The sequence below is a fragment of the Haloplanus litoreus genome, assembly GCF_045690335.1.
Lineage (GTDB): Archaea > Halobacteriota > Halobacteria > Halobacteriales > Haloferacaceae > Haloplanus > Haloplanus litoreus.
The window spans coordinates 1,479,415-1,499,017 of sequence record NZ_CP147874.1 but is presented as its reverse complement, the minus strand read 5'-3'; the positions used below and the strand labels follow the sequence as shown (position 1 = coordinate 1,499,017).

Annotated in this window: 17 protein-coding genes and 5 pseudogenes; 12 read left to right on the top strand and 10 right to left on the bottom strand. The window is 61.2% G+C overall.

The window, feature by feature from the left end:
• Positions 1 to 17: 17 nt before the first annotated feature.
• Together V8686_RS08055 and priS are read right to left on the bottom strand one after the other, a co-directional pair.
• Positions 18 to 884: a hypothetical protein gene (locus tag V8686_RS08055; RefSeq protein WP_379703455.1), complete on the bottom strand. Its 867-nt coding sequence runs from the start codon at positions 882 to 884 to the stop codon at positions 18 to 20.
• Complete coding sequence (priS, locus tag V8686_RS08050; RefSeq protein WP_379703454.1) at positions 881 to 2,041, bottom strand: DNA primase small subunit PriS; 1,161 nt, start codon at positions 2,039 to 2,041, stop codon at positions 881 to 883. The genes V8686_RS08055 and priS overlap by 4 nt, the downstream gene beginning before the upstream one ends.
• Positions 2,042 to 2,141: 100 nt before the next feature.
• Here priS and V8686_RS08045 point away from each other — a divergent pair, with 100 nt between their 5' ends.
• Positions 2,142 to 3,200: a mechanosensitive ion channel family protein gene (locus tag V8686_RS08045; RefSeq protein WP_379828812.1), complete on the top strand. Its 1,059-nt coding sequence runs from the start codon at positions 2,142 to 2,144 to the stop codon at positions 3,198 to 3,200.
• Positions 3,201 to 3,284: 84 nt separating this feature from the next.
• Here the strand turns inward: V8686_RS08045 and V8686_RS08040 are convergent, their stop codons facing one another.
• The 3 genes from V8686_RS08040 to V8686_RS08030 all read right to left on the bottom strand — a co-directional run bounded on the left by V8686_RS08040 (position 3,285) and on the right by V8686_RS08030 (position 4,945).
• Positions 3,285 to 3,689 (bottom strand): universal stress protein, encoded by a 405-nt coding sequence (locus tag V8686_RS08040; protein ID WP_379703452.1) that lies wholly within the window; start codon positions 3,687 to 3,689, stop codon positions 3,285 to 3,287.
• Between the two features lie 206 nt (positions 3,690 to 3,895).
• Positions 3,896 to 4,096, bottom strand: coding sequence for a dodecin (locus V8686_RS08035; protein WP_379703451.1), 201 nt, complete (start codon positions 4,094 to 4,096; stop codon positions 3,896 to 3,898).
• A 66-nt stretch (positions 4,097 to 4,162) separates the two neighbouring features.
• Positions 4,163 to 4,945 carry a helix-turn-helix transcriptional regulator gene (locus V8686_RS08030; RefSeq protein WP_379703450.1) on the bottom strand — a complete coding sequence of 261 codons (783 nt, stop codon included), beginning with the start codon at positions 4,943 to 4,945 and terminating at the stop codon, positions 4,163 to 4,165.
• 255 nt (positions 4,946 to 5,200) lie between these two features.
• Here V8686_RS08030 and V8686_RS08025 point away from each other — a divergent pair, with 255 nt between their 5' ends.
• Positions 5,201 to 5,731 (top strand): DUF7344 domain-containing protein, encoded by a 531-nt coding sequence (locus V8686_RS08025; protein WP_379703449.1) that lies wholly within the window; start codon positions 5,201 to 5,203, stop codon positions 5,729 to 5,731.
• On the opposite strand, the gene V8686_RS08020 is transcribed toward V8686_RS08025, so the two are convergent.
• From V8686_RS08020 to V8686_RS08010, 3 genes and pseudogenes are all read right to left on the bottom strand, one after another.
• A complete protein-coding gene (locus tag V8686_RS08020; RefSeq protein ID WP_379703448.1) occupies positions 5,728 to 6,387 on the bottom strand; it encodes a hypothetical protein in 660 nt (219 codons plus the stop codon). The two genes, V8686_RS08025 and V8686_RS08020, sit on opposite strands and share 4 nt — an antisense overlap.
• 1 nt (position 6,388) lies before the next feature.
• The gene (locus V8686_RS08015; RefSeq protein WP_379703447.1) at positions 6,389 to 7,048 is read right to left on the bottom strand and encodes a hypothetical protein; all 660 of its coding nucleotides are present in this window, start codon (positions 7,046 to 7,048) and stop codon (positions 6,389 to 6,391) included.
• 53 nt (positions 7,049 to 7,101) lie between these two features.
• Positions 7,102 to 7,736 (bottom strand): annotated as a pseudogene (locus V8686_RS08010) (IS6 family transposase).
• Between the two features lie 211 nt (positions 7,737 to 7,947).
• Here V8686_RS08010 and V8686_RS08005 point away from each other — a divergent pair.
• Positions 7,948 to 8,421: a DUF3592 domain-containing protein gene (locus tag V8686_RS08005; RefSeq protein WP_379703446.1), complete on the top strand. Its 474-nt coding sequence runs from the start codon at positions 7,948 to 7,950 to the stop codon at positions 8,419 to 8,421.
• Positions 8,422 to 8,889: 468 nt separating this feature from the next.
• Here V8686_RS08005 and V8686_RS08000 read toward each other — a convergent pair whose 3' ends face one another.
• On the bottom strand, positions 8,890 to 9,924 hold the full coding sequence (locus tag V8686_RS08000; RefSeq protein WP_379703445.1) for an RNA-guided endonuclease TnpB family protein: 1,035 nt from the start codon (positions 9,922 to 9,924) through the stop codon (positions 8,890 to 8,892).
• A 418-nt stretch (positions 9,925 to 10,342) separates the two neighbouring features.
• Positions 10,343 to 10,516: pseudogene (locus tag V8686_RS07995) on the bottom strand (AIM24 family protein); the annotation flags it as partial.
• 86 nt (positions 10,517 to 10,602) lie between these two features.
• Between V8686_RS07995 and V8686_RS07990 the strand changes: the two are divergent.
• The 9 genes and pseudogenes from V8686_RS07990 (at position 10,603) to V8686_RS07950 (ending at position 19,588) form a co-directional block, all read left to right on the top strand.
• The gene (locus V8686_RS07990) at positions 10,603 to 11,283 is read left to right on the top strand and encodes a sensor histidine kinase (protein WP_379703444.1); all 681 of its coding nucleotides are present in this window, start codon (positions 10,603 to 10,605) and stop codon (positions 11,281 to 11,283) included.
• Positions 11,280 to 11,750 (top strand): annotated as a pseudogene (locus V8686_RS07985) (twitching motility protein PilT). The gene V8686_RS07990 and the pseudogene V8686_RS07985 overlap by 4 nt, the downstream one beginning before the upstream one ends.
• 1,079 nt (positions 11,751 to 12,829) lie before the next feature.
• On the top strand, positions 12,830 to 13,138 hold the full coding sequence (locus tag V8686_RS07980; RefSeq protein ID WP_379703443.1) for an alpha/beta hydrolase family protein: 309 nt from the start codon (positions 12,830 to 12,832) through the stop codon (positions 13,136 to 13,138).
• Positions 13,139 to 13,206: 68 nt separating this feature from the next.
• Positions 13,207 to 13,496, top strand: a pseudogene (locus V8686_RS07975) (ArsR/SmtB family transcription factor).
• Positions 13,483 to 13,911, top strand: a complete 429-nt coding sequence (locus V8686_RS07970) for a hypothetical protein (RefSeq protein WP_379703442.1) — start codon at positions 13,483 to 13,485, stop codon at positions 13,909 to 13,911. The pseudogene V8686_RS07975 and the gene V8686_RS07970 overlap by 14 nt, the downstream one beginning before the upstream one ends.
• A 193-nt stretch (positions 13,912 to 14,104) precedes the next feature.
• The gene (locus V8686_RS07965; RefSeq protein WP_379703441.1) at positions 14,105 to 14,695 is read left to right on the top strand and encodes a hypothetical protein; all 591 of its coding nucleotides are present in this window, start codon (positions 14,105 to 14,107) and stop codon (positions 14,693 to 14,695) included.
• A 318-nt stretch (positions 14,696 to 15,013) separates the two neighbouring features.
• Positions 15,014 to 15,651, top strand: a pseudogene (locus tag V8686_RS07960) (IS6 family transposase).
• A gap of 1,227 nt (positions 15,652 to 16,878) precedes the next feature.
• Positions 16,879 to 17,385 carry an LUD domain-containing protein gene (locus V8686_RS07955; RefSeq protein ID WP_379703440.1) on the top strand — a complete coding sequence of 169 codons (507 nt, stop codon included), beginning with the start codon at positions 16,879 to 16,881 and terminating at the stop codon, positions 17,383 to 17,385.
• Positions 17,378 to 19,588, top strand: coding sequence for an LUD domain-containing protein (locus V8686_RS07950; RefSeq protein WP_379703439.1), 2,211 nt, complete (start codon positions 17,378 to 17,380; stop codon positions 19,586 to 19,588). The genes V8686_RS07955 and V8686_RS07950 overlap by 8 nt, the downstream gene beginning before the upstream one ends.
• The last annotated feature ends 15 nt before the right edge of the window (positions 19,589 to 19,603 follow it).

Here is a 19,603-nt window from a genome sequence, read left to right as displayed (position 1 = left end):
GGTGCTCGCACCGCCACCTAGTCGTCGAGTCGCTCGGCGGCGTCGCGATTCAGAAGGGGTTCGGCGTTCGGCGTCGGCAGCGTCACCACGTCCTCGCTCGCGAGGTCGTACTCGCGTTCGTCGACGCCGAAGATTTCGCCCACGTCGCGGGTGATCCGCAGGGTGGTGCGGTCGGCGTCGGCTTCGTCGTCGGCCGCGGCCTCGCCGCCGTCCGGCGTCGGGGCGTCGTCGACCGTCGGCGTCGGTGACGCGGGCGGCGTCGGCTCGGTCTCCGACCCGCCCGCGGCGGTCGAGTCGCTCGTCGACGTCGCGTCGGGACCGTCGTCGCCACCCATCGCCTCTGCGAGGATGTCGTCGGGTGCCGGTGTCGGGGTGGGATCGGTAGTCCCCTCCGGCGGCGTCGGGTCGGCCGTCGGATCGGGAGTGGGGTCGGGGTCGGGGTCGGGGTCGGCGGTCCCGTCGGCGTCCGCCGCGTCGCTCGTATCCGCCGTGTCGGCCTCGCCGGCGAGCGTCTCGAGGACGGTCGCTCGGTTGGTCTCGATGCGGGCGACCAGATCCTCGAACAGGTCACGCTCCTCGCTGGTCAGTCCCTCGTCCTCGGTCGCCATGCCCGCGGCGGCGAAGGTGGCTCGCTTGACGATTTTGCCGATGCGTCGCTCGTAGATGCTCTCGACGACTTCCTCGGCCGTCTCGATTTCGTCAGTGAGGCGGCTCACCTCGGGCGAGGAGAACGGGTCGTCGGCCGCCTCGGCGACGCGTTCGCGTTCGGCCTTGCGCTCGGCGATGTAGTCCGCGACGTCGCGGTAAAACGAGTCCCGAAGGTGCTGGAGGCTATCTTTCTGTCGTTCGGTGCGCTGAACGGTGCGCAGTTCCTCCACGTTCATTCTTTGACCTTCCGGGCTCGGTCGCGCGTCATCAGGAACACGCCGACGGACTCCGGTACCGTCTGCACTCCCGCGTCCAACGTAAACGTGTCGCCGTCGAGTTCGACCCGTCCCGGATCGGTCACGTCGACCCGGACGGAGCGCCGGGTGAATCGCTCGGGAACGGCGTCGACGAGGGGATCGAAGTCGCCGACTGCGTCCCGATCGAGTCGCTGGACGACGAGGCCGCTCCCCCCGTGGAGGCTGCCCGGCAGGCGGATCAGGCGGTGGGTGTCCGTCGTGACCGGTTCGTCGATGGGCGCCGTCTCCGCGCCGACCGTCTCGCCCGCCAGCGCCTCGACGAGAATCCGCGCCCCCGGGCCGCCGGCTTCGACGTTGCCACGCTCGACCGCCCGCTCGTTGTCGACGAAGGCGTCGAGCAGCGTGCGCGCCCGCCCCTCACCGATGCCGTCGAACGTCGTGAGTCGGTCCATCGCCTCGTCCTCGTCGAGGGCCCGCAACTCATCGACGAGCGACCGGAGACGACGGTGGGTTCGCCGTCCCCACCCACCCTCGGTGCGGAGTTCGCGTCGCGTCGTGCCGCCGACCGCCCGCGTCCGCACCAGCCCCTCGACGTCCAAGTCGACCGCGCGGACGTAGTCGACCACCTCGCGCCGGGCGGCCGAGTCGAGGCCGGCCAGTCCCTCGTCGCGGACGTGGACGTGGTAGCCGCGGCCGCCCGAGAACACCACGGTCACGTCCTCGAACCCGAAGTCGTCCTCCAGCAGGTCGAGCAGTCGCAGGAGGGCGTCCTTACACGCCGCGAGCATCTCGGCGTAGGTCGCCGCGTCGGGGTCGACGCTCGGGAGGTGGTCGGCGTCCAAGTCGAACACGAGGTCCGCACCCTCCCACCCCTTCTCGTCCATCGAGGCCGCACCGGGGTCGTCGTACCGCGCGGCCGAGAAGTAGACGTGACGCGGCGCCTCGCGCCGGAGGAAGTCGGCTATCTCCCCGAGGTCGTAGATCGACTGGTGGCGCACCATCGTCGTCGCGTCGCCACTCGTCCACGGGATGTGGCCCCACTCCCGCGAGTCGGCCGCGGGCGGCAGCGTCGGATCCGCGCTCCGGTAGTAGTCGCCGAAGCGCCCCGAGAGGTACTCTCGCGTCCGTCGGTCCATTCCGGTACGGTCTGGGCCGGGGACGCTATAGTAGCTTGTGATCGGCCGGAGACGCGGTCCCCGTGGAAACCCTTTTTTTCGACGGCGGAGAGGGATGAGCATGGACGCCGGGGCGGCCGTACTGGCAGGGACGACACCACCGATCGGGACGCTCGAGTGGCTACGGTGGCTGTGGGGGTTCGCCGCCGTTCGCGTCGTCGTCGCCGGACTCATCGTCGTCGGCGGCGTCGTCCTCTCGAAGTTCCTCGTGCGCCTGTTCGGCCGGACGGTCGCCCGACGGTTTCAGCGACAGAGCGTCGCCCAGACCGTCCTCGGCCTGCTGCGAGTCTCGACCATCGTCGTCGCGACGTTCGTCGCCGGCAGCATAGTCGGCCTCGGCATCGGCGACATCGTCCTCTCGGTGACCGTCTTCTCCGCCGTCCTCGGTATCGTCCTCGCGCCCATCGTCGGGAGTATCGTCAACGGCGTGTTCGTCCTCGCGGACAACCCCTACGAAATCGGCGATATGATCGAGCTGGAGGACGGACGGCGCGGGTTCGTCGACGACATCACGCTCCGCTACACCAAGATTCTCACCCTCGAGAACACCTTCCTGGTCGTCCCGAACTCGTCGATGCGAGAACGCGACGTGACCAACTACTCCGCGGAGGACGAACGGACGCGACTGTCGATCCCCTTGCTCGTCACCTACGAGGGCGACCTGGAGGCGGCACGGCGGATCATGGAGCGATCCGCGCGCAACGTCGAGGAGGTGATCGAGGGCGGCCCGGACATCCGCATCGGGAGCGCGCGCTATCCCGCGAAGCCGACCTGCCTGATCGACGCCTACGCCGACAGCGGCGTCCGCCTCTCCCTCCGGTTCTGGACGCGGACACCGTACAAGATTCCACGGGTCGAGTCGACCGTCCGCGAGCGGATCTGGGAGAATCTGACGGACGCGGACGTGGAGATCGCGTACCCCCACCAGCACCTCCTGTTCGACGAACACAGCGGGCGGGCACGCGTCGCAGTCGAGGACGGGTCTGCGATGCGACCGCCGGATGGGGAGACCGAAGACGCCAGCGGGCCGACGACGCGAGCACGCGACGCGACCGAGGATGGGGTGACGAACGCCGACGGGGACCGGACGGCTACCGGGACCGGGTCGCCGACGGAGTGACTCGGGCGGATCGTCGTGACGGGTTACCGGTGGGTCGCCGACACACGGCGGCGACTCATCGGCACTGACGTACAACGAGCCGTCTCACTCGTCGCTGACGGTGATCACGTCGCAGTCGAGTTTCTCCCGCAGAAACGTGTCGATGTCGGGATCGTCGAGAAATCGGGAGAAGGCGCGCCGCCAGCGGCCGACCTGTTTCGAGCCGATGACGACCGTGTCGGCGTGTTCGGCAGCCACCTCGTCGAGGATGGTCTCCTCCACGAGAAAGCCCCGACGGACCACGTAGCGGGCACGGGAGATGGTCCCGAACTCCGCCTCCACCGCGCGTTTCAGGTCGGTCCGCGTCACTTCCCGCCCCTCCTGATAGAGGTCGACGTGCAACACCGTGAGGTCGGCGTCGCGCTCCTCGGCGATGCTGATCGCCTCTGCGAGCGTCGCCCGGGAGTGTCTACTGAGCGGGTAGCGGACCGGGACGACCACCAGCGTCATGGGAGCACTGATGGCACCGGATGGTTTCAATGTATTCTCTCCGGCCAACCGATGCGGCCCGTCGGAAGTCAGTTCCGGCCGTCACCGACCACGGAGACGGCGACGGCCGGGAAACGGTTACGACACTCCGTATGAGATCGCCACGTCGGGTCGGCGTGAGGCGTCGGGCGAGACCCGTGGACCCCCGCCGGCGCTCACGAACGTCGTCAGTCCACGAGTTCGAACGCCACCGTGACTTCGGCCTGGTACTCGCGGTCCTCGACGCTCGCGACCTCCACGCCGAGTTCGTCGACTTCGATCCACTTCACGTTGTCGAGCGTCTCGTCGGCGCGGTCGATGGCGTCGTCGGCCGCGGCGTCGAAGCTCTCCGGACTCGTTCCGATCAGGGTGATTTTCTTGAAAACCATGGGTACTGTCCCCTGTTGACAGATTCGCTCACGGATGACTTAAATCCACGTCCCGACCACCCGCTCTCAGACGCTCTCGACCGGTGACGAGCGCTCCCGGACCGCTCGAAGCGCCCGTTCGGCCCACGCCACTGCCTCGAGGCGGTCGGTTTCGAGCAACGCCCGGACGGAGTCGGTCGTCTCGGCGTGGATGGTCAGCGACACGCTTACCTCGCCGTCCGTCTCGAACAGGTACAGACCGGAGTGAAGAGGTTCGGGATACTCCCGGACCGTGAGGTGGTCCGTGCCGAGGACTCGCGCCAGGTCGGACTCGTGGTAGGAACGCAGGAACGCGACGGAGTCACGACAGAGCGTCGCGTCGACGACGAGCGAGCCGTCGAGCATTCGCTCCCGAACGTCGGCGGAGAAGGCGGGGCGGATCGACCCTCGGACGAGCCGACACCGATCCGCGTCGAGAAACGCCTCGATCAGCCGCTCGGCCGGCGCGTGGGACCCGTCCTCCTCGGTGACCACGTCGGTCGCGCCGAAGAAACACGGCTGCGGCCGGATGCACTCGTCGATCCCGTCCAGATACGACGCCAGCCCCAGCAGTTCGTCGAGGCCCGCGACGGCGTCGCGGTGGAGCGACGCCGCGAGGTCACCGGCGGCGGTGGATCGAACCCGCCCATTCACCTCGGCGACGAGGCCGAACGAGGTCAGTTCGGTGACCGCCCGGTCGACGGTGGACCGCGAGACGGGGAGCGACGACACCAGCGCCCGTTTCTCCCGCGGCCCGTCGCGGAGTTCGTCGAGCAAGTCGGCCCGTCGAGCCACGAGTTCCCGTATCTCCGAGGAAGTGTCGCTTGGCATGAATCCTCCCAGAGTCCCGCGCGCGTTTAGTTGTTCGTTTCGCGGCTCGTCACGTCACGTGGACCCACGGTGTGCGCGAACTGGGTGAAAGAACGCACGTGATGAACGAAAACCGAGACGATGCGTGCGACACGCACGACAGCGTACGGCAGGACAGGAGGTAACACTATGCCGTCCGAACGCGGGTGTACACGCATGGATCGAGGGGAACGGGACCCGGTAGCCGTCGGGAGCAAAGCGCGGGTTCGGTGATCGATGGCGCCACAACTCATCCCTGCGGAAGCCGAGGAACTCTCGCGAGACGCGCTCTTCTCGATACTGCGGAACGAGCGCCGGCGGGAGGTCATCAACTACCTTCGCGAACACGAAGGGCCGGTTGATCTGCGGGAGCTAAGCGAGTACATCGCCGCCATCGAGAACGACTGCGAGGAGAACGAGGTGACGTACAAACAGCGAAAGCGAGTGCAGACCGCGCTCTATCAGATGCACCTGCCAAAACTCGCCGACCAGAACATCGTCTCCTACGACCGGCGGGCGGGGCGGGTCGAACTCGCCGATGGGGCCGAGGACTGCCTGCCGTATCTGGACGCCGTCACGGAACGGAGTCGTCGCCGCTGGGGGCGCTGGTACCTCCTCGTCGCCGTCGTCTGTGCCGTCCCGGTCGGACTCGCCGCCCTCGGCGTCCGTCCGTTCGCCGCGGTGTCGGGGCTGGGCTACGCGGCCGTCGTCTGCACCGCCTTCGTCGCGCTCTCCGTCGCACAGGCCGTCACCGAGCGCGGGATCTAGGGCTCCACATCGCCGAAACGATCCGAGAGCACACCCACGAGATCCGTCAGGTGGGCCGTCCCCCACACGGCGACGATGACGCCACCGAGGGTATCGAAAAGGAGGTCCAGCATCGTGTCGTCGAGTCCGTACTGGACGAGGACGCTTCGGGTGCCCATGAGGGACGCGACGGCCGTCACGCCGAACTCGATGACCTCCCAGAAGACGCCGAACGCGAGGACGAACAGGAGGATGAACACGAACATGAACCGACCGGGCAGGGAGACACCGTCCGAGTGGAGTTCGATGGCGCGGGCCGTGGCGTAGCCCGCCGCGGCAACGATGGACGACGACAGCGTATGCGTCAGGTGGTCCCACCACCAGACGCTCCGGTAGAGGTTGACCGTCGAACCCGGCAGTCCCGCGGTGCCGAGGGCGTGGAGGAAGACGGCGACGGTGATCCAGAGGGTCAGGGCCGGATCCATCGGGATGTGGTAGTCGCGTTCGAGGACTGCGGGGAGGTGCGTCACCCCGAGACCGATGGCGGCGTTGAGGACGATACCCGGGTTGCCGTCGTAGAGGCCGACGAAGACGAGTCCGGTGAGCGCCGCCTGCATCGCACGCGAGAGCTGTCGTTGCCGGCGGTCGGTCAGACCGACGTGATCACGCAGCCGCATCTCAGTCACCGTCCGAACGGCGTTCGATCGGATAGCGGGGCGTGGCGTCCGCGAACCGACGGAAGTAGTACTCGAAGAGTACGCCGGCGACGGCACCGGCGACGGTCGCCGCCACGAAGTCCCACATCAGCGATTCCTCGATCACGTGTTCCGGGCGGCCGTCGAGCAGGATGGACGTCCCGAGGAACGTATCCGAGAGCCATCGGGCTTCGGCCCACAGCCCCGCCGTGGCGACGGTGGCGACGACCACGAACAGCACCGCGAACGAGAACGTCATCCGCACCGGGGTGAACACGTCGAGTTCGACCGCGAGGATGAGCGCCGCGGCCGCGACGGCGACGTAGGTAGTGACCCGTCCCGTGAGCGTCACCCCACCCACCGTCTGTCCGATGACGAGAATCCGCCCCAGCGCGGGGGCGGAGGCGAGCGCGAGCACCTCCCAGGGAACCATCGCATCGACACGACGGAACGCAACGGCCGGCGCGACGGCCAGGGCGACCAGAGTGAACGTGAACCCCGCCCAGAGCGGCCGCGAGCCGAAGGCGGCGACCCCCGCGAGACAGAGGACGCCGACGAACACCCAGCCGAGGGTGGCGTTGAGTCCCCGGCGTTCGAACAACGCGCGAAGCCCGGGGGGAGATCCGGGATCGAGGGTCGGCATAGAGCTACGTTCGGAGAGTGATGGGGAAAACGCTTCGGCGACGAGGGTCCTGTTCAGAGTAGTTGATTCCATGCGACGGCGAACGATCGAAGCCACTCGTTTGCAGTTTCTGATTCGTCGTTGCTAAAACAATTCGAGAAACTGGTAGTTCTGCGTTTTACCTCACGAAAGATACGTTCGGCGCTGTTCCGATTTCCGTGACGTTCGTATCTGAAATCGAGGCCGTGGCGACGGCACGCGTCGTTTAGTGGTGTCGCACCATCGACGAGAAACACCGCGTCGTCAACGTCGTGTTTCTCGCGTAATTCGCGAAAGAACGAGTAAGCAATAACGTTCGTTCTCGTCGGTTCAAGCTTTGTGTGGAGTAATTCGTTCGTCTCCGGATCGACCGCGGCGTACAGCCAATACTGTTCGTCGTTGAGCCGGATCACCGTTTCATCAACCGCAACGTGATCCGGGCTTCGACCTTCTTCGGGCTGTAGATCTGCCTTGTGAACCCAGTTGTGAACGGTGGATCGTGCCCGTTCAACACCGAAAATCTCAAGAATAGAGACAGTATTCGAAAGTGATAGTCCAGCAAGATGGAGCTGAATACTGAGCTTCATAAACAGCCGCGGTGTTGCCTCTCGTTCCACAAAACCTAACTCAATCCGATCGATACAACGATGAGGCTAGCGTTTTCGGGCATAGATCACTCAGAAAACGCTACGCCTCACCTTTCAATCCTTATCTGAACACCGCCGTCGATACACTCCGAGTTCTCATGTTATCTGCGTCACCCACGGTTGATCTATCGCCCTGATAATCCGTGACATCGAGATCCAATATGCGTGGAACGTCGTTACGGAGCGAGAAACAGGGATTCTTCTTTTACCATCAACTAGTTCCACACCTCCGGTATGGAATTCAACTTCGATGGCCCATCGGGGACCCTCCAGATCGCACTTGCGTTGATCGTTGGGTTCGGGTCGATGGGGTATGGAGCGTACAGTTATTCGTCTCAATCAGCAGCATTAGACTCCACGGAAACGGTCGATGCGACGATCGTCTCTACCTCGATCGAACGGATCAATGAGCGACGTGGAACCGACGACTACAGTCCCCAAGCGACGTTCAACTACACCTACGAGGGTGAAACCTACACATCCTCGCATATGTATCCCGGTGGCGTTACGCACGAGTTCGAGACTAAGGAAGACGCCAGAGCGAAATTAGAGGGATATGAACCCGGAGCCACCGTAACGGCTTACGTCCCAACGGATTCACCCGGAAAGGCGTTCCTCAAACACGAGAGTAGCAACAAGCCGTTGTATATCATCGGGCTCGGTGCCCTCCTTGCCCTTGGTACGGTCGTCTCCATCCTTCGAAATTAGGTCTCTGCTCTCGCATTTGCTGTCGGATCCATCTACTCCTGCTCGCGGTAGTGGTGAGCGAACATTTCCGCAAAAATTCCAACTACGGGAACGAGATTAGCTACGGTTCCAGCCAGTTCATTCAACGGCACGAATTGAAACACTGCACGCGTGATTCCGCCGAGGATGAGCAAACAACCCGCAATCAGACTTAGCAGCTCGTTTCTCCCTTGACATCCTCTCCGACCTAAAGGGCGAAGATTCCACAAAGTGGATATTTAGGTTGCGCGTTTCCTCGGTTCTCAAGTACGCTTTCGCGTGGAACGTCGAAGGTTGCCACCGAGTTGTGACCAACGGTGTGCGTTCCAGCGCGTACAGCCCTGTCAAAAGGGCCTTCCTCCCCGCATACAGCGGGCGTCAACGACGGCGGGTTCTTCAGCCCGCGAGGTAGCACGGTTCGCGTCAGCCGAACTGTTACGCCGTGCATGGTTATCCCTCCCGTTGTGCGATGTTCTCCGAAGCGTTCAGGTCGGCGTGGCGTCCACGGTTGCACTCCGAACACAAAAAGTGGTCACCATCACGGGTCCCCATCGAACCACACGCCGAACACCGTTGGCTGGTATGGTAGGCATCGACCTTTTCAACGCGGATACCAGCGCGTTCGGCTTTGTACGTGATGAACTGCTGGAGTTGGTGGAAATGCCACGAGTGGATACCTGACCACGAACTGTTCTCACGGATGCCTTCGAGGTCTTCCATCCGAATGACGGGGGCCTCGAACTGTTCCGCGAACGTGATGAGACGACGGGAGAGTTTGTGATTCAGGTCTTTGATTCGACGCTGTTCTTTGTCACCCACACGGTTGCGTGCGCGAAGCGCACCCGCTTCTGATAGCGAATCGCGTAGGGAACGGTATTTGCGCCGAACGTACTTCGCCTCACCACCCGACACCAGCATCGACTCACCCTCACCGTAGGCGGTCACAGCGAGGATGTGCCGTTCACCAATATCAACACCGATGGGCGTCTCACCCGACGTGTCGGCGTCGTATTCGATGTTGAAAGTACAGTACCAGTCGTCTCCGCGACGGTACACTTGAAGCCGTGTCTTCTTTGCGTCACCTTTGACCAGTCGGTCTACGGGGTCGGCAATATCGTCGTACAATTCGATAGGTGTATACCACCATTGGGTGACGCACGGGAAACCGACGACGACCGTGCCGTTCTCGGTCGTGTCGAGTTCCCAGTTCTGGTTGTTGACGGCGAACGGCTGACTCTCTCGGTAGCGAACCTCTCCGTCCTTGTTGTGGTCGGATTTCGCCTCTCGAATGGCTTGGTTCTGAATGGCCGAGTAGAGGTCGTTGTCGATGCTGGCTGTGGTCACGGACTTTCCGAAGTCGCCGTTCTCCCACCCGTCGATACAGAACTGTTTGGTGTCACGGTAGAGGCGAGTGCCCTGTTGCCACTCTTTCCGCCGTGAGAGGGATGGATTGTGGAACTTCGCGGAGACAGTCACCGTGACCATTACAAATGTAATTAGACATGTTGGCTTAAGTATCTATTGGAATATCAGGCGGTGCTATCATCGGTAGAGTGTGTAGTTGATTGTCAGGGTCATCCCCACGCTAAAGGGTGGGGCTTTCTCCTCGCACTTCCGTAACGGTAGACTCGGGACCCTCCCCAGATAATGAGGCCCAACGGGAGGAACCACTGAACTACGTCCCGAAGTGGCGGATACCACGTCACTGTGACAGCGATCACAATTCCCCCAACGAGGAGCAATAACATGCGGCCGAGGGGACGGTCCCAAATAGTGTGCCCTACATCCCGTATGTTCATAATCAAGTCAGCGTCGTTCATTTCTGATAAAAGCACTCCGCGCAGTTCCCAGCGGGCTGTTCTTCCGTAGTCCTCGGCGGAAGGACTGCTGGACGGGTCTAATTCTCGCCGGATGCTTTTCCGGTGAACGACAGGTCACCCGTGAACGCGATCATCGACCCAGCTTTCGCCTGTACTGATCCATCGACGGCGACGTCGAGTGTGTAGCTGTTCTCCAGTTGGAACGGTGCGTCGGTCTCCGTTGTGACGTGTTCGGAGGCGAATTGATCTATGTCCATGGTCACGAAGCTCCGTCGACGGTGCAGCCAGCGATCATCGGACTGCGTGAGTACTGTCTGGACCAGTGTCGGAGCGTAACCCATCGATGACAGACGAGAATCGCATGGCTATCACGTTTGACGACTTTCCGGAGCCGATCATCGCGTACGCTGTAGAGGGTGGCGAGCCTCGTATCACAGTCCTCAACGGGGCCTTCGAGTCGGTTTTCGACTGTCTCTCATCGGGGATGCCCGTTGCAGCTATCTTCGAGCAATTTAGCGTTGTCAACCCGACTGATGGCGAGGACCCAATAGCACATCTCCGTCGTGGCGACAGTGTCGGCATCTATCTCGACGGGATCGGTGAGGGAGGTCCGTTCTTCGCTCGGACGATCTCTTCCGGCCCTGATACCAGCTACGTCGGTTTTACAGATTTGAGTGCGTGTCTCGACGTTGCAGAGGTTCCCGCCGTCGACCAAGTGAGCAGTGTGATCAGTCATGATCTCCGTAATCCACTGGACGTCGCCAAGGCACACCTCCGGGCCGCACAGGAGACCGGAGATGACGAGCACTTCGACGCCGTAGCGAACGCACACGACCGGATGGAACAGATCATCCGTGACGTCCTCACCATCACGCGAGATCGCACCGCTGTGGATCCGTCTGACGACGTCTCGATCGAGACTGCTGCGAAGGCTGCATGGGAATCAGTCGACACCGAACAGGCCACTCTCGAGGTAACGGACACGCTTCCGACTGTCACTGCCGACGCTGACCGAGCGTCCTGAACACCACTGTTCTCTCGAATTTTGCGTATATCGACCAGTTGTGGGCGGTTGCAGGGCTCTCTGGAATCTGTACAGTGCCGGTCGTTCGCGAGTAACTCGAAAACGGTGTTGATGATCATCCATATCTTCAATCCGCACTCGATAAACTCGACGACGGGATTCCAGTCGTACCTGTCTCGGAGACGGTCGCAAACAGGGAGACGGTCGTCAGTGACCATCTCGATGCCGGCGAGGCCCAAGCGTTCGCCTTGGCGGACGCGCACGACGGCCGACTGTTGACCGACGACGGCGATGCCCGGTCGTTTGCGAAAGAACAGGATGTGACCGTTGTCGGATCAGTCGGTGTGCTGTTGGCTGCTATTGACGCTGGCAAGATCGATGAATCGACCGCTGATGAGTGGCTGTCAACGTGGATCGATGAAATTGGGTACTACGTTCCGTACCAGTCGATTTCGGAATATCGGTGACTATGCATGCCGTCTACTCCATAGCGGGTGTAGTCTCAACTTCCCCACGCCAGATCGAAGTTGAGACCGGCGCTCTCAATGCATACGCCCTGAGCGACACAGTGTTTACCTTAAATTACTGTCTTCTTCATATCAGCGTCTGTATGAACTGGGATGAATTTGTGCCTAACCTGTGGCCGATTTCGGCAATCGACTAAGTCAGTTCGATGGCCAGTACTATCTGTATGTCAGCGGGTATCTCTCGGAAAGCGTTTCTTCGTGCAACCGGAGTCGCGATTGCTGCGACTATCGCAGGGTGTAATAGCATAGCTGACAATGGCGGATCGAACACAGATACACGGACTTCTCCTGAAGACACTCCGCAATCCGAACAACGGAATAACGACTCTCCGACGTTCGGAAATTTCTACGTCGGCAACGCAAACACAAGCAGTAGTACGGTTATCGATGGACGTGCTGAAATCGTATATACACGACCCAATACGGCTACCGACAAGTCACCCGTCGTAATGGTGCCCGGTCTCGGGTTGTCGCCGTATATTTACCGGACAACACCTGACGGTCGACGCGGCTGGATGGAGTACTTCGCCGAAGCTGGCCATCCAGTGTATGTATTCAATCCCCCTCGAAACGTCGGTTCAGGTGGCTTAGATACTGCTGCCCTCCAGAACTCTGACTCTGCGTCACTCTCTCGATGGTCTATCGATCGAGCATGGCCGACATGGGGATTCGGTCCCGAGGCGGGGTCTCCGTACGAGGACGTTCGATACCCGGTCGAATCGGTCGACCAACTCGTTGCGTCATTCCCCGCATACGTTAGCATCGGTGGCGGAGGTGGCGGGAGGCAAAGTGGACGCCAGACGGGCGGACGTGGCGGCGACCAGAACTCCACACCTGCGGATTCCACTGAGACCACAGCTGGAACCCAGACTGGGTCGACTACCGGAGGTAGCGGTGGGAGTCGGTTCGCATCACCTCAGGAGACTGCCGCCCTAGAGGCACTCCTCAATCGTGTTGGTCCGTCAGTGTTGCTTGTCCATTCAGCAGGTGGTGGATCCGGATTCGCAGTCGCACAGACTGTGCCTGACCTCGTTGAACGGATCGTCGCAGTCGAGCCGGTCGGCGCACCGACTGACCCGCAAACTGTGGCGGAGATGGGTGGTGATGCACCGTTTATGGGTGTGTATGGCGATTATGTCGATGAACGTGGACAGACTGGTCGCAAGGAAGCGACCCAGACAACTGCAGAGCTCACAGGAGAGACAAGTCCCGCATCGACGCTGTTTAGCCTTCCGGACGAAGGGATATCCGGAAATACACATCTCATGATGCAGGACGACAATAACGGTGAAATCGCCGATCGAATTATCTCTTGGATTCGTGGCTAATTCGGGGGCGTAGTATCGTTCGGAGAGAGACAGAATGTATTTGCACCGACCAACCGAATACTCGATAGATGCGGCAGTTGCTCTGGTGGCTCATTGGTGGGTCTCGTGGAGGCCGCAATCGGCTTCGTATCCTCCGCGCACTCAACGACCAGCCGCGAAACACCAATCAATTGTCGAATGAGCTGGGTCTGAACTACAAAACAGTCCAGCACCCCTCGAAGTCCTCGAAGAGAGCAATATCGTGACCACGGAAGGTGACAATTACGGGCAGATGTACTTCCTCTCAGACAGAATGATGACCAACCTTGACATCATGGAAGACGTGGCGGAACAGGCCGGAGTTGATGATGATTCGTAACTGGATCGATAGTCCACTTGGAACGACAGTAGCGAGTGCGGCCGTCGCGAGTGGGCTCGCACTCCTAGTCGCACTCTTCACATCAATTCCATCTCATGGCCCTCCGTCAAGGGCGCTGTCCTCACAGGTTGAACTGCTCATTCGGATGGAGGTTTTCTTTACAACCCTGAACCTCGTGTTGCTGGTGGCACTCGCAGTCATCTACGTGCAACTCTATCGCGATCTTCCGAACAAGTACACAGCAAGCCTGCTTGTGCTAAGCCTTGCGCTGCTTCTATACGCAGGTGCGTCAAATCCAGTAGTCCACAACGTCTTAGGTTTCCGCCCTCGCCCAAATATCGGAGCGTTCGTGTTTCTCCCGGACTTCTTCATCGGAGTTGCCATCCTAGTTCTTCTCTATCAGAGCCAGACCTGAGTTCGCGGCTCTGCTGAAATCCTCAGTAGTTGATATTTTCTCGCCCTCAGTCGCTCCGTACGGAGCTGTCACGGATCGCTCAATACAGGAGATGTAGCGATTAGCGAGGTTTGTAGCTCATAAGGGTGTGCGCAAGCTCGGGTGCGGTACAAGTTTGTTAACGTTTTTGATTCCACCAGCGAAGTCGTTACCTATGCGCCGTCGCGCATTCCTCGCGTCCGCCCTGACTGCTGCCTCCATCACCGCTGCGGGTTGTAGTGCTGTTGAATCACAAACCGAACACACGGATCCGACGGTGAAGACCGATGACAATCCCCGAGATGATGGAAAATATCTCGAATTTAGCGAAGATGGCACTAATCTCGCTACCGTGGGCGTTGACCCCAGGTTTACCCCCTCACCGAACCATTTCCATACGTCGATTTCGCACCCTGAAGATACCGAACTGCAATCGCTCACACAGCGGTTTGTAGCACTGGGGGGTGACGGCACCCCCCCACAGATCTCGATCCAAGGCCCATTTATGGGTGACCACAAACCTCATCCGTCCGTGTCACTGTTCCGAGAGGGGACTGCTGCAGTCGTCGAAGTCCACCAGTTCGGTGAAATCGCCGACGAGACCGTATTCATGGATCTTCCGGTCACCCAATGGCCGGAGTCGGCCCGTCAACTCATCGTTGAGAGCACCATCGAACTCGTGGAACCGGGGCTAATCGACCGAACACATGTCCTTGACGGACAACTCGAATTCGAACTCTCTGTTGAGGGTGAAGCTAACGGGTGAGTCGATGAAACGCCAGATTTGTCGGGGTAGGGCCATTGAGAAAGGGCATCGGCGAACGGCGTTAGATTGATCCGGACCACGTCCGCGCAGTCTCGTTATATAATACTCGAACCCTCTCTGCTGTGAAATCTCTCGAACACACGCTATCCCTGATAAGATGTCCGGCACTCAATACGTATCCTTCAGTGACCAGCTGTTTCAGACAAAGCATCTCTGAAGAAGAGGATTTCAACAGAGCCAATTTAGAGTTTTGATCACAACCTTCCTCGTGTTCGGATAGGGATTGAAAGGTGAGGCGTAGCGTTTTCTGAGTGATCTATGCCCGAAAACGCTAGCCTCATCGGTTGTGTCGACCGAATCGAGTTAGGGGTTTTGTGGAACGAGAGGCAACACCGCGGCTGTTTATGAAGCTCAGTATTCAGCTCCATCTTGCTGGACTATCACTTTCGAATACTGTCTCTATTCTTGAGGTATTCGGTGTTGAACGGGCACGCTCCACCGTCCACAACTGGGTCCACAAAGCCGATTTACAGCCCGAAGAGGATCGAAGTCCGGGTCACGTTGCGGTTGACGAAACGGTGATCCGACTCAACGACGAGCAGTATTGGCTGTACGCCGCGGTCGATCCAGAGACGAGCGAATTACCCTATACAACGTGTGAACCGACGAAAATGAACGTTATCGCTTACTCGTTCTTTCGTGAATTACGCGAGAAACACGACGTTGACGACGCCGTGTTGCTCGTCGATGGCGTGACACCACTGAACGACGCCTGCCGTCGCCACGGCCTCGATTTCAGATACGAACGTCACGGAAATCGGAACAGCGTCGAACGTATCTTTCGTGAGGTAAAACGCAGAACTACCAGTTTCTCGAATTGTTTTAGCAACGACGAAGCAGAAACTGCAAACGAGTGGCTTCGATCGTTCGCCGTCGCATGGAATCAACTACTCTGAACAGCACCGCTGACGGGGAGCCTAGACTGAAGACATGCGATAGGTCAATCGACCGATTGAGCGCATCAAGATCGGATTGTCTGGGGCGACGGCCAAGCCGTCTCCCTCAAGATGCCGTTCGATGACTACAAGCACGGTGGCCACGGCCGCGAGAACGGCGCCGAGGCGCTCAGCGAGTACATCCAGACCAACAAGCCAATCTGAGACGGCCAGTCGAGCGACGTCCCGGTTCCGTTCAGTCTGGGCTGGGCCTCCTCGTCGTCACTCGCCCGCGAGATCCGCGTTGTCAAGCACGTCTCTCGTCCGCTCGCGGAGCGAGAGGATGTCAACGCCGACTATCTGCCAGTCGAATCTAAGCCCCTCGTAGTACTCAGTGTCGACCTCGCTGATGGCGAGCGTCCTGACCGGTTTGTTCGCCGCCTCAGCGGCGTTGTCGACGGCCCGCTATTCCCGATCTGGACGATCCGGGCAGTCACTCATCGGCCGAGCCGGCGTACTCGGTCATGCCGGCGCCGTAGGACTAGGTGCGAGCCGCCCCGATGCCGCGACTCTTCTCCGGCGGAGACTTGGTCGCGTCCATCACCCCTTCGGCCTGAGCCACCGTCTCAATCAGCACTATTACGCAGTCGACTCCCTGTCAAGGATTCGCTTCAGATAGGTCGAACCGCCCGAGAGTACTCGCGCGACCGCATCGGAGTCACCCCCGTTTCGAGAGCCTGCATCATCGCCTTGACGTCGGGGCCGACCGCGGTACCATTTGAGGATGTCTCTGGGTAAGAGCAACGTGTCAAGTCTCAACCGACCGGTGGGCTGTTGAAAGTTATGATCTATGACATTTCATAATCGACTGCCGCCCAGACGTAGTACCGCTCGCCGCCAACGGGATAGAGATCGAAATCGACGGCGACCTGCTCACGATCTCGGCAGTCGGACTCAAAGAGGTTTTCAGCCGACGGAACCACCATCTGATTACCTCATACTGCAGATCAGCGACCGATTCTATTTCCGTTACGAGAGGCCAGCATGATACAGAATGGCCGCGAGCACACGCCGCTCCGTCGGAGTGCCCTCGTGGGAAAGCATTCGCTGCTGGCGTGCCTTCTCCACTAGGTAGTCGAGCATTCGTCGAATACCCGACAGATTTCTTGACTACGGCCTCATTCAGACTGAGGTGAACACCCTTCTGGAACATATAGCTTTATTCGATTCCTCGTCTTTGGCCAGTGTATGAGTACCGTAGCGGAGTTCCAGCAGTCACTCTCACGGTCCGACACCGAATCGACGGTGACCACGCCCGAGACGTTCGCCTCGACGCTCACGGACGTCGTCGACCGACCCGCGGTCGGGGCCGCGCTCCCGTTCGATTCCGTGGATCTCGAGGATGCGCCCGTGACGCTGAACCCGACGCCTGCACAGCTCCACGAGGCCAAGACCGGCGTGACCGCGGCGCGACTCGGCGTCGCGTCGCTCGGGACCGTCGCCATCCAGTCGCGAGCGGCGGGGGACGAACTCGTCTCGCTTCACCCCAAGACCCACGTGGTCGTTGTCCGGGAGTGTGACCTACGGCCTGACCTCGAAGCCGCCTTCGACTGGCTCAACGACCGGTTCGACGACGGGGAGCGGTCGTTCATCCTCGCCACCGGTGCGAGCGCAACCGGCGATATGGGCGCTCTCGTCGAGGGCGTGCACGGCCCGGAAAACGTCCACGTCCTCGTGCTCGCCGACGATGAGTAAGACCGACGAACTCGACGCCGACGCCATCCGCGAACTCCTGCGGTCCGAGGGCGACGGCATCAAGGAGAACACGCGACACCTCAACGAGGAACGTTACGACCGGATCGAGGAGGTGGGTGCGGAGACCCACGAGCGGTACCGATCCGAGGCGCGGCAGATCAAGGAGGACGCCATCGAGCGACTGCCGGAACTCGTCGAGCGGACGACGGCCGCCGTCGAGGACAACGGGGGGACAGTGTACGTCGCCGACGACGCCGCCGACGCGAGACGGTACGTCAGGGACGTCGTGAACGAGGACGACGCCGAGAGTGTCGTGAAGTCGAAGTCCATGACCACCGAGGAGATCGAGCTGAACGAGGCGCTCGAAGCCTCGGATGTCGACGTCTGGGAGACCGACCTCGGCGAGTTCGTCGTTCAGATCGCGGAGGAGGGCCCGTCGCATATCGTCGGGCCGTCGCTCCACCGGACCCGCGAGGACGTCACGGAGTTGTTCGAGCGCGAGTTCGACACCGACGAACCGCTCGACACGGCCGGGAAGTTGACCGCGTTCGCCCGGGACTACCTCGGCGAGCGGATCGAGGACGCCGACGTCGGGATCACGGGGGCGAACTTCGTGCTGGCCGACAGCGGCTCCATCGCACTCGTCACCAACGAGGGTAACGCCCGGAAGTGCGCGTCGGTCCCCGATACGCACGTCGCGGTAGCGGGCCTCGAGAAGATCATCCCGAGCGTCGGCGACCTCCACCCCTTCGCGGAACTCATTTCCCGAGCGGCGACCGGACAGCATATCCCGCAGTACCTATCGATCCTGACACCCCCCGTCGACACGCCGCCGGTCGACTTCGGCGCTCCCGACGAACCCGGTTTTGGCGGGAGCGATGTCGACCGTGAGTTCCACCTCGTCCTCGTCGACAACGGCCGCCGCGAGATGCGCGCAGACGACGACCTGCGGGAGACGCTGTACTGCATCCGGTGTGGCGCCTGTGCGAACTCTTGTGCCAACTTCCAGTCTGTCGGCGGCCACGCCTTTGGCGGCGAAACCTACACCGGTGGTATCGCCACCGGCTGGGAGGCTGGCATCGAGGGACTCGACACCGCGGCCGAATTTAACGATCTCTGCACCGGCTGTTCCCGGTGTGTCAACGCCTGTCCGGTGAAGATCGACATCCCGTGGATCAACACGGTCGTCCGAGACCGCATCAACCGGGGCAAAGATCCCGGATTCGAGGATTTGCTGGTCGAAGGCCTCGTGCCCGACGAGGAGACAGCGGGGACACCGCTACGCAAGCGCTTCTTCGGAAATTTCGAGACGGCCGCCAAACTGGGGAGCCTCACCGCACCCTTCTCGAACGCCATCGCCTCGGCTGGCCCGATCAGGACCGCCATGGAGTCGCTTCTCGGCATCGACGCCCGGCGGGACCTCCCCTCCTTCGAGCGGACCACGCTTCGCGACTGGGCGAGCGACCGGGAGGCCGCGGTCACCGATCCGCGTCGGCGGGTCGCACTGTATCCCGACGTGTACACCAACCACGTCCAAACGAGTCGCGGCAAGGCGGCGGTCCGCGTCCTCGAAGCCCTCGGCTGTGAGGTTGTCGTGCCGGACGTCGGCGGCTCCGGACGCGCCCCGCTGTCACAGGGGATGATTGAGACAGCCGAACGGAAGGCTGAGTCCGTCTGCGAGACGCTCGGTCAGTACGTCGACCGTGGGTACGATGTCGTTGTTATCGAGCCCAGCGACCTCGCGATGTTCGACCGGGAGTACGAACGTCTCGTCGATGACGACCACTACCGGACGCTATCGGACAACAGCTTCGAACTGTTCGAGTACGTCTACGGCCTGCTGGAGAACGGCGCTGACGAGTCCGTTCTGACCCCCGGTGACGGCGACGGCGTCGCCTACCACAGCCACTGCCAGCAACGGACACTCGGCCTCGAACCGTACACCGAATCCGTCCTCGACCGACTCGACTACGATGTTCTGACTTCGGACGTGGAGTGTTGCGGCATGGCGGGAAGCTTCGGGTACAAGACGGAGTTCTACGAACTCAGCATGGACGTCGGTGAAACGCTCGCCGAGCAGTTCGGGGACGTAGTCGACGAACGAGCCGTCGTCGCCAGCGGAACCTCCTGTCTGGAACAACTTGACTCACTGCTGGCACCGGCGCCGCGTCACCCGGTCGAACTGGTCGATCCGAAGGACTGAGGCTCAGGCAGTCTT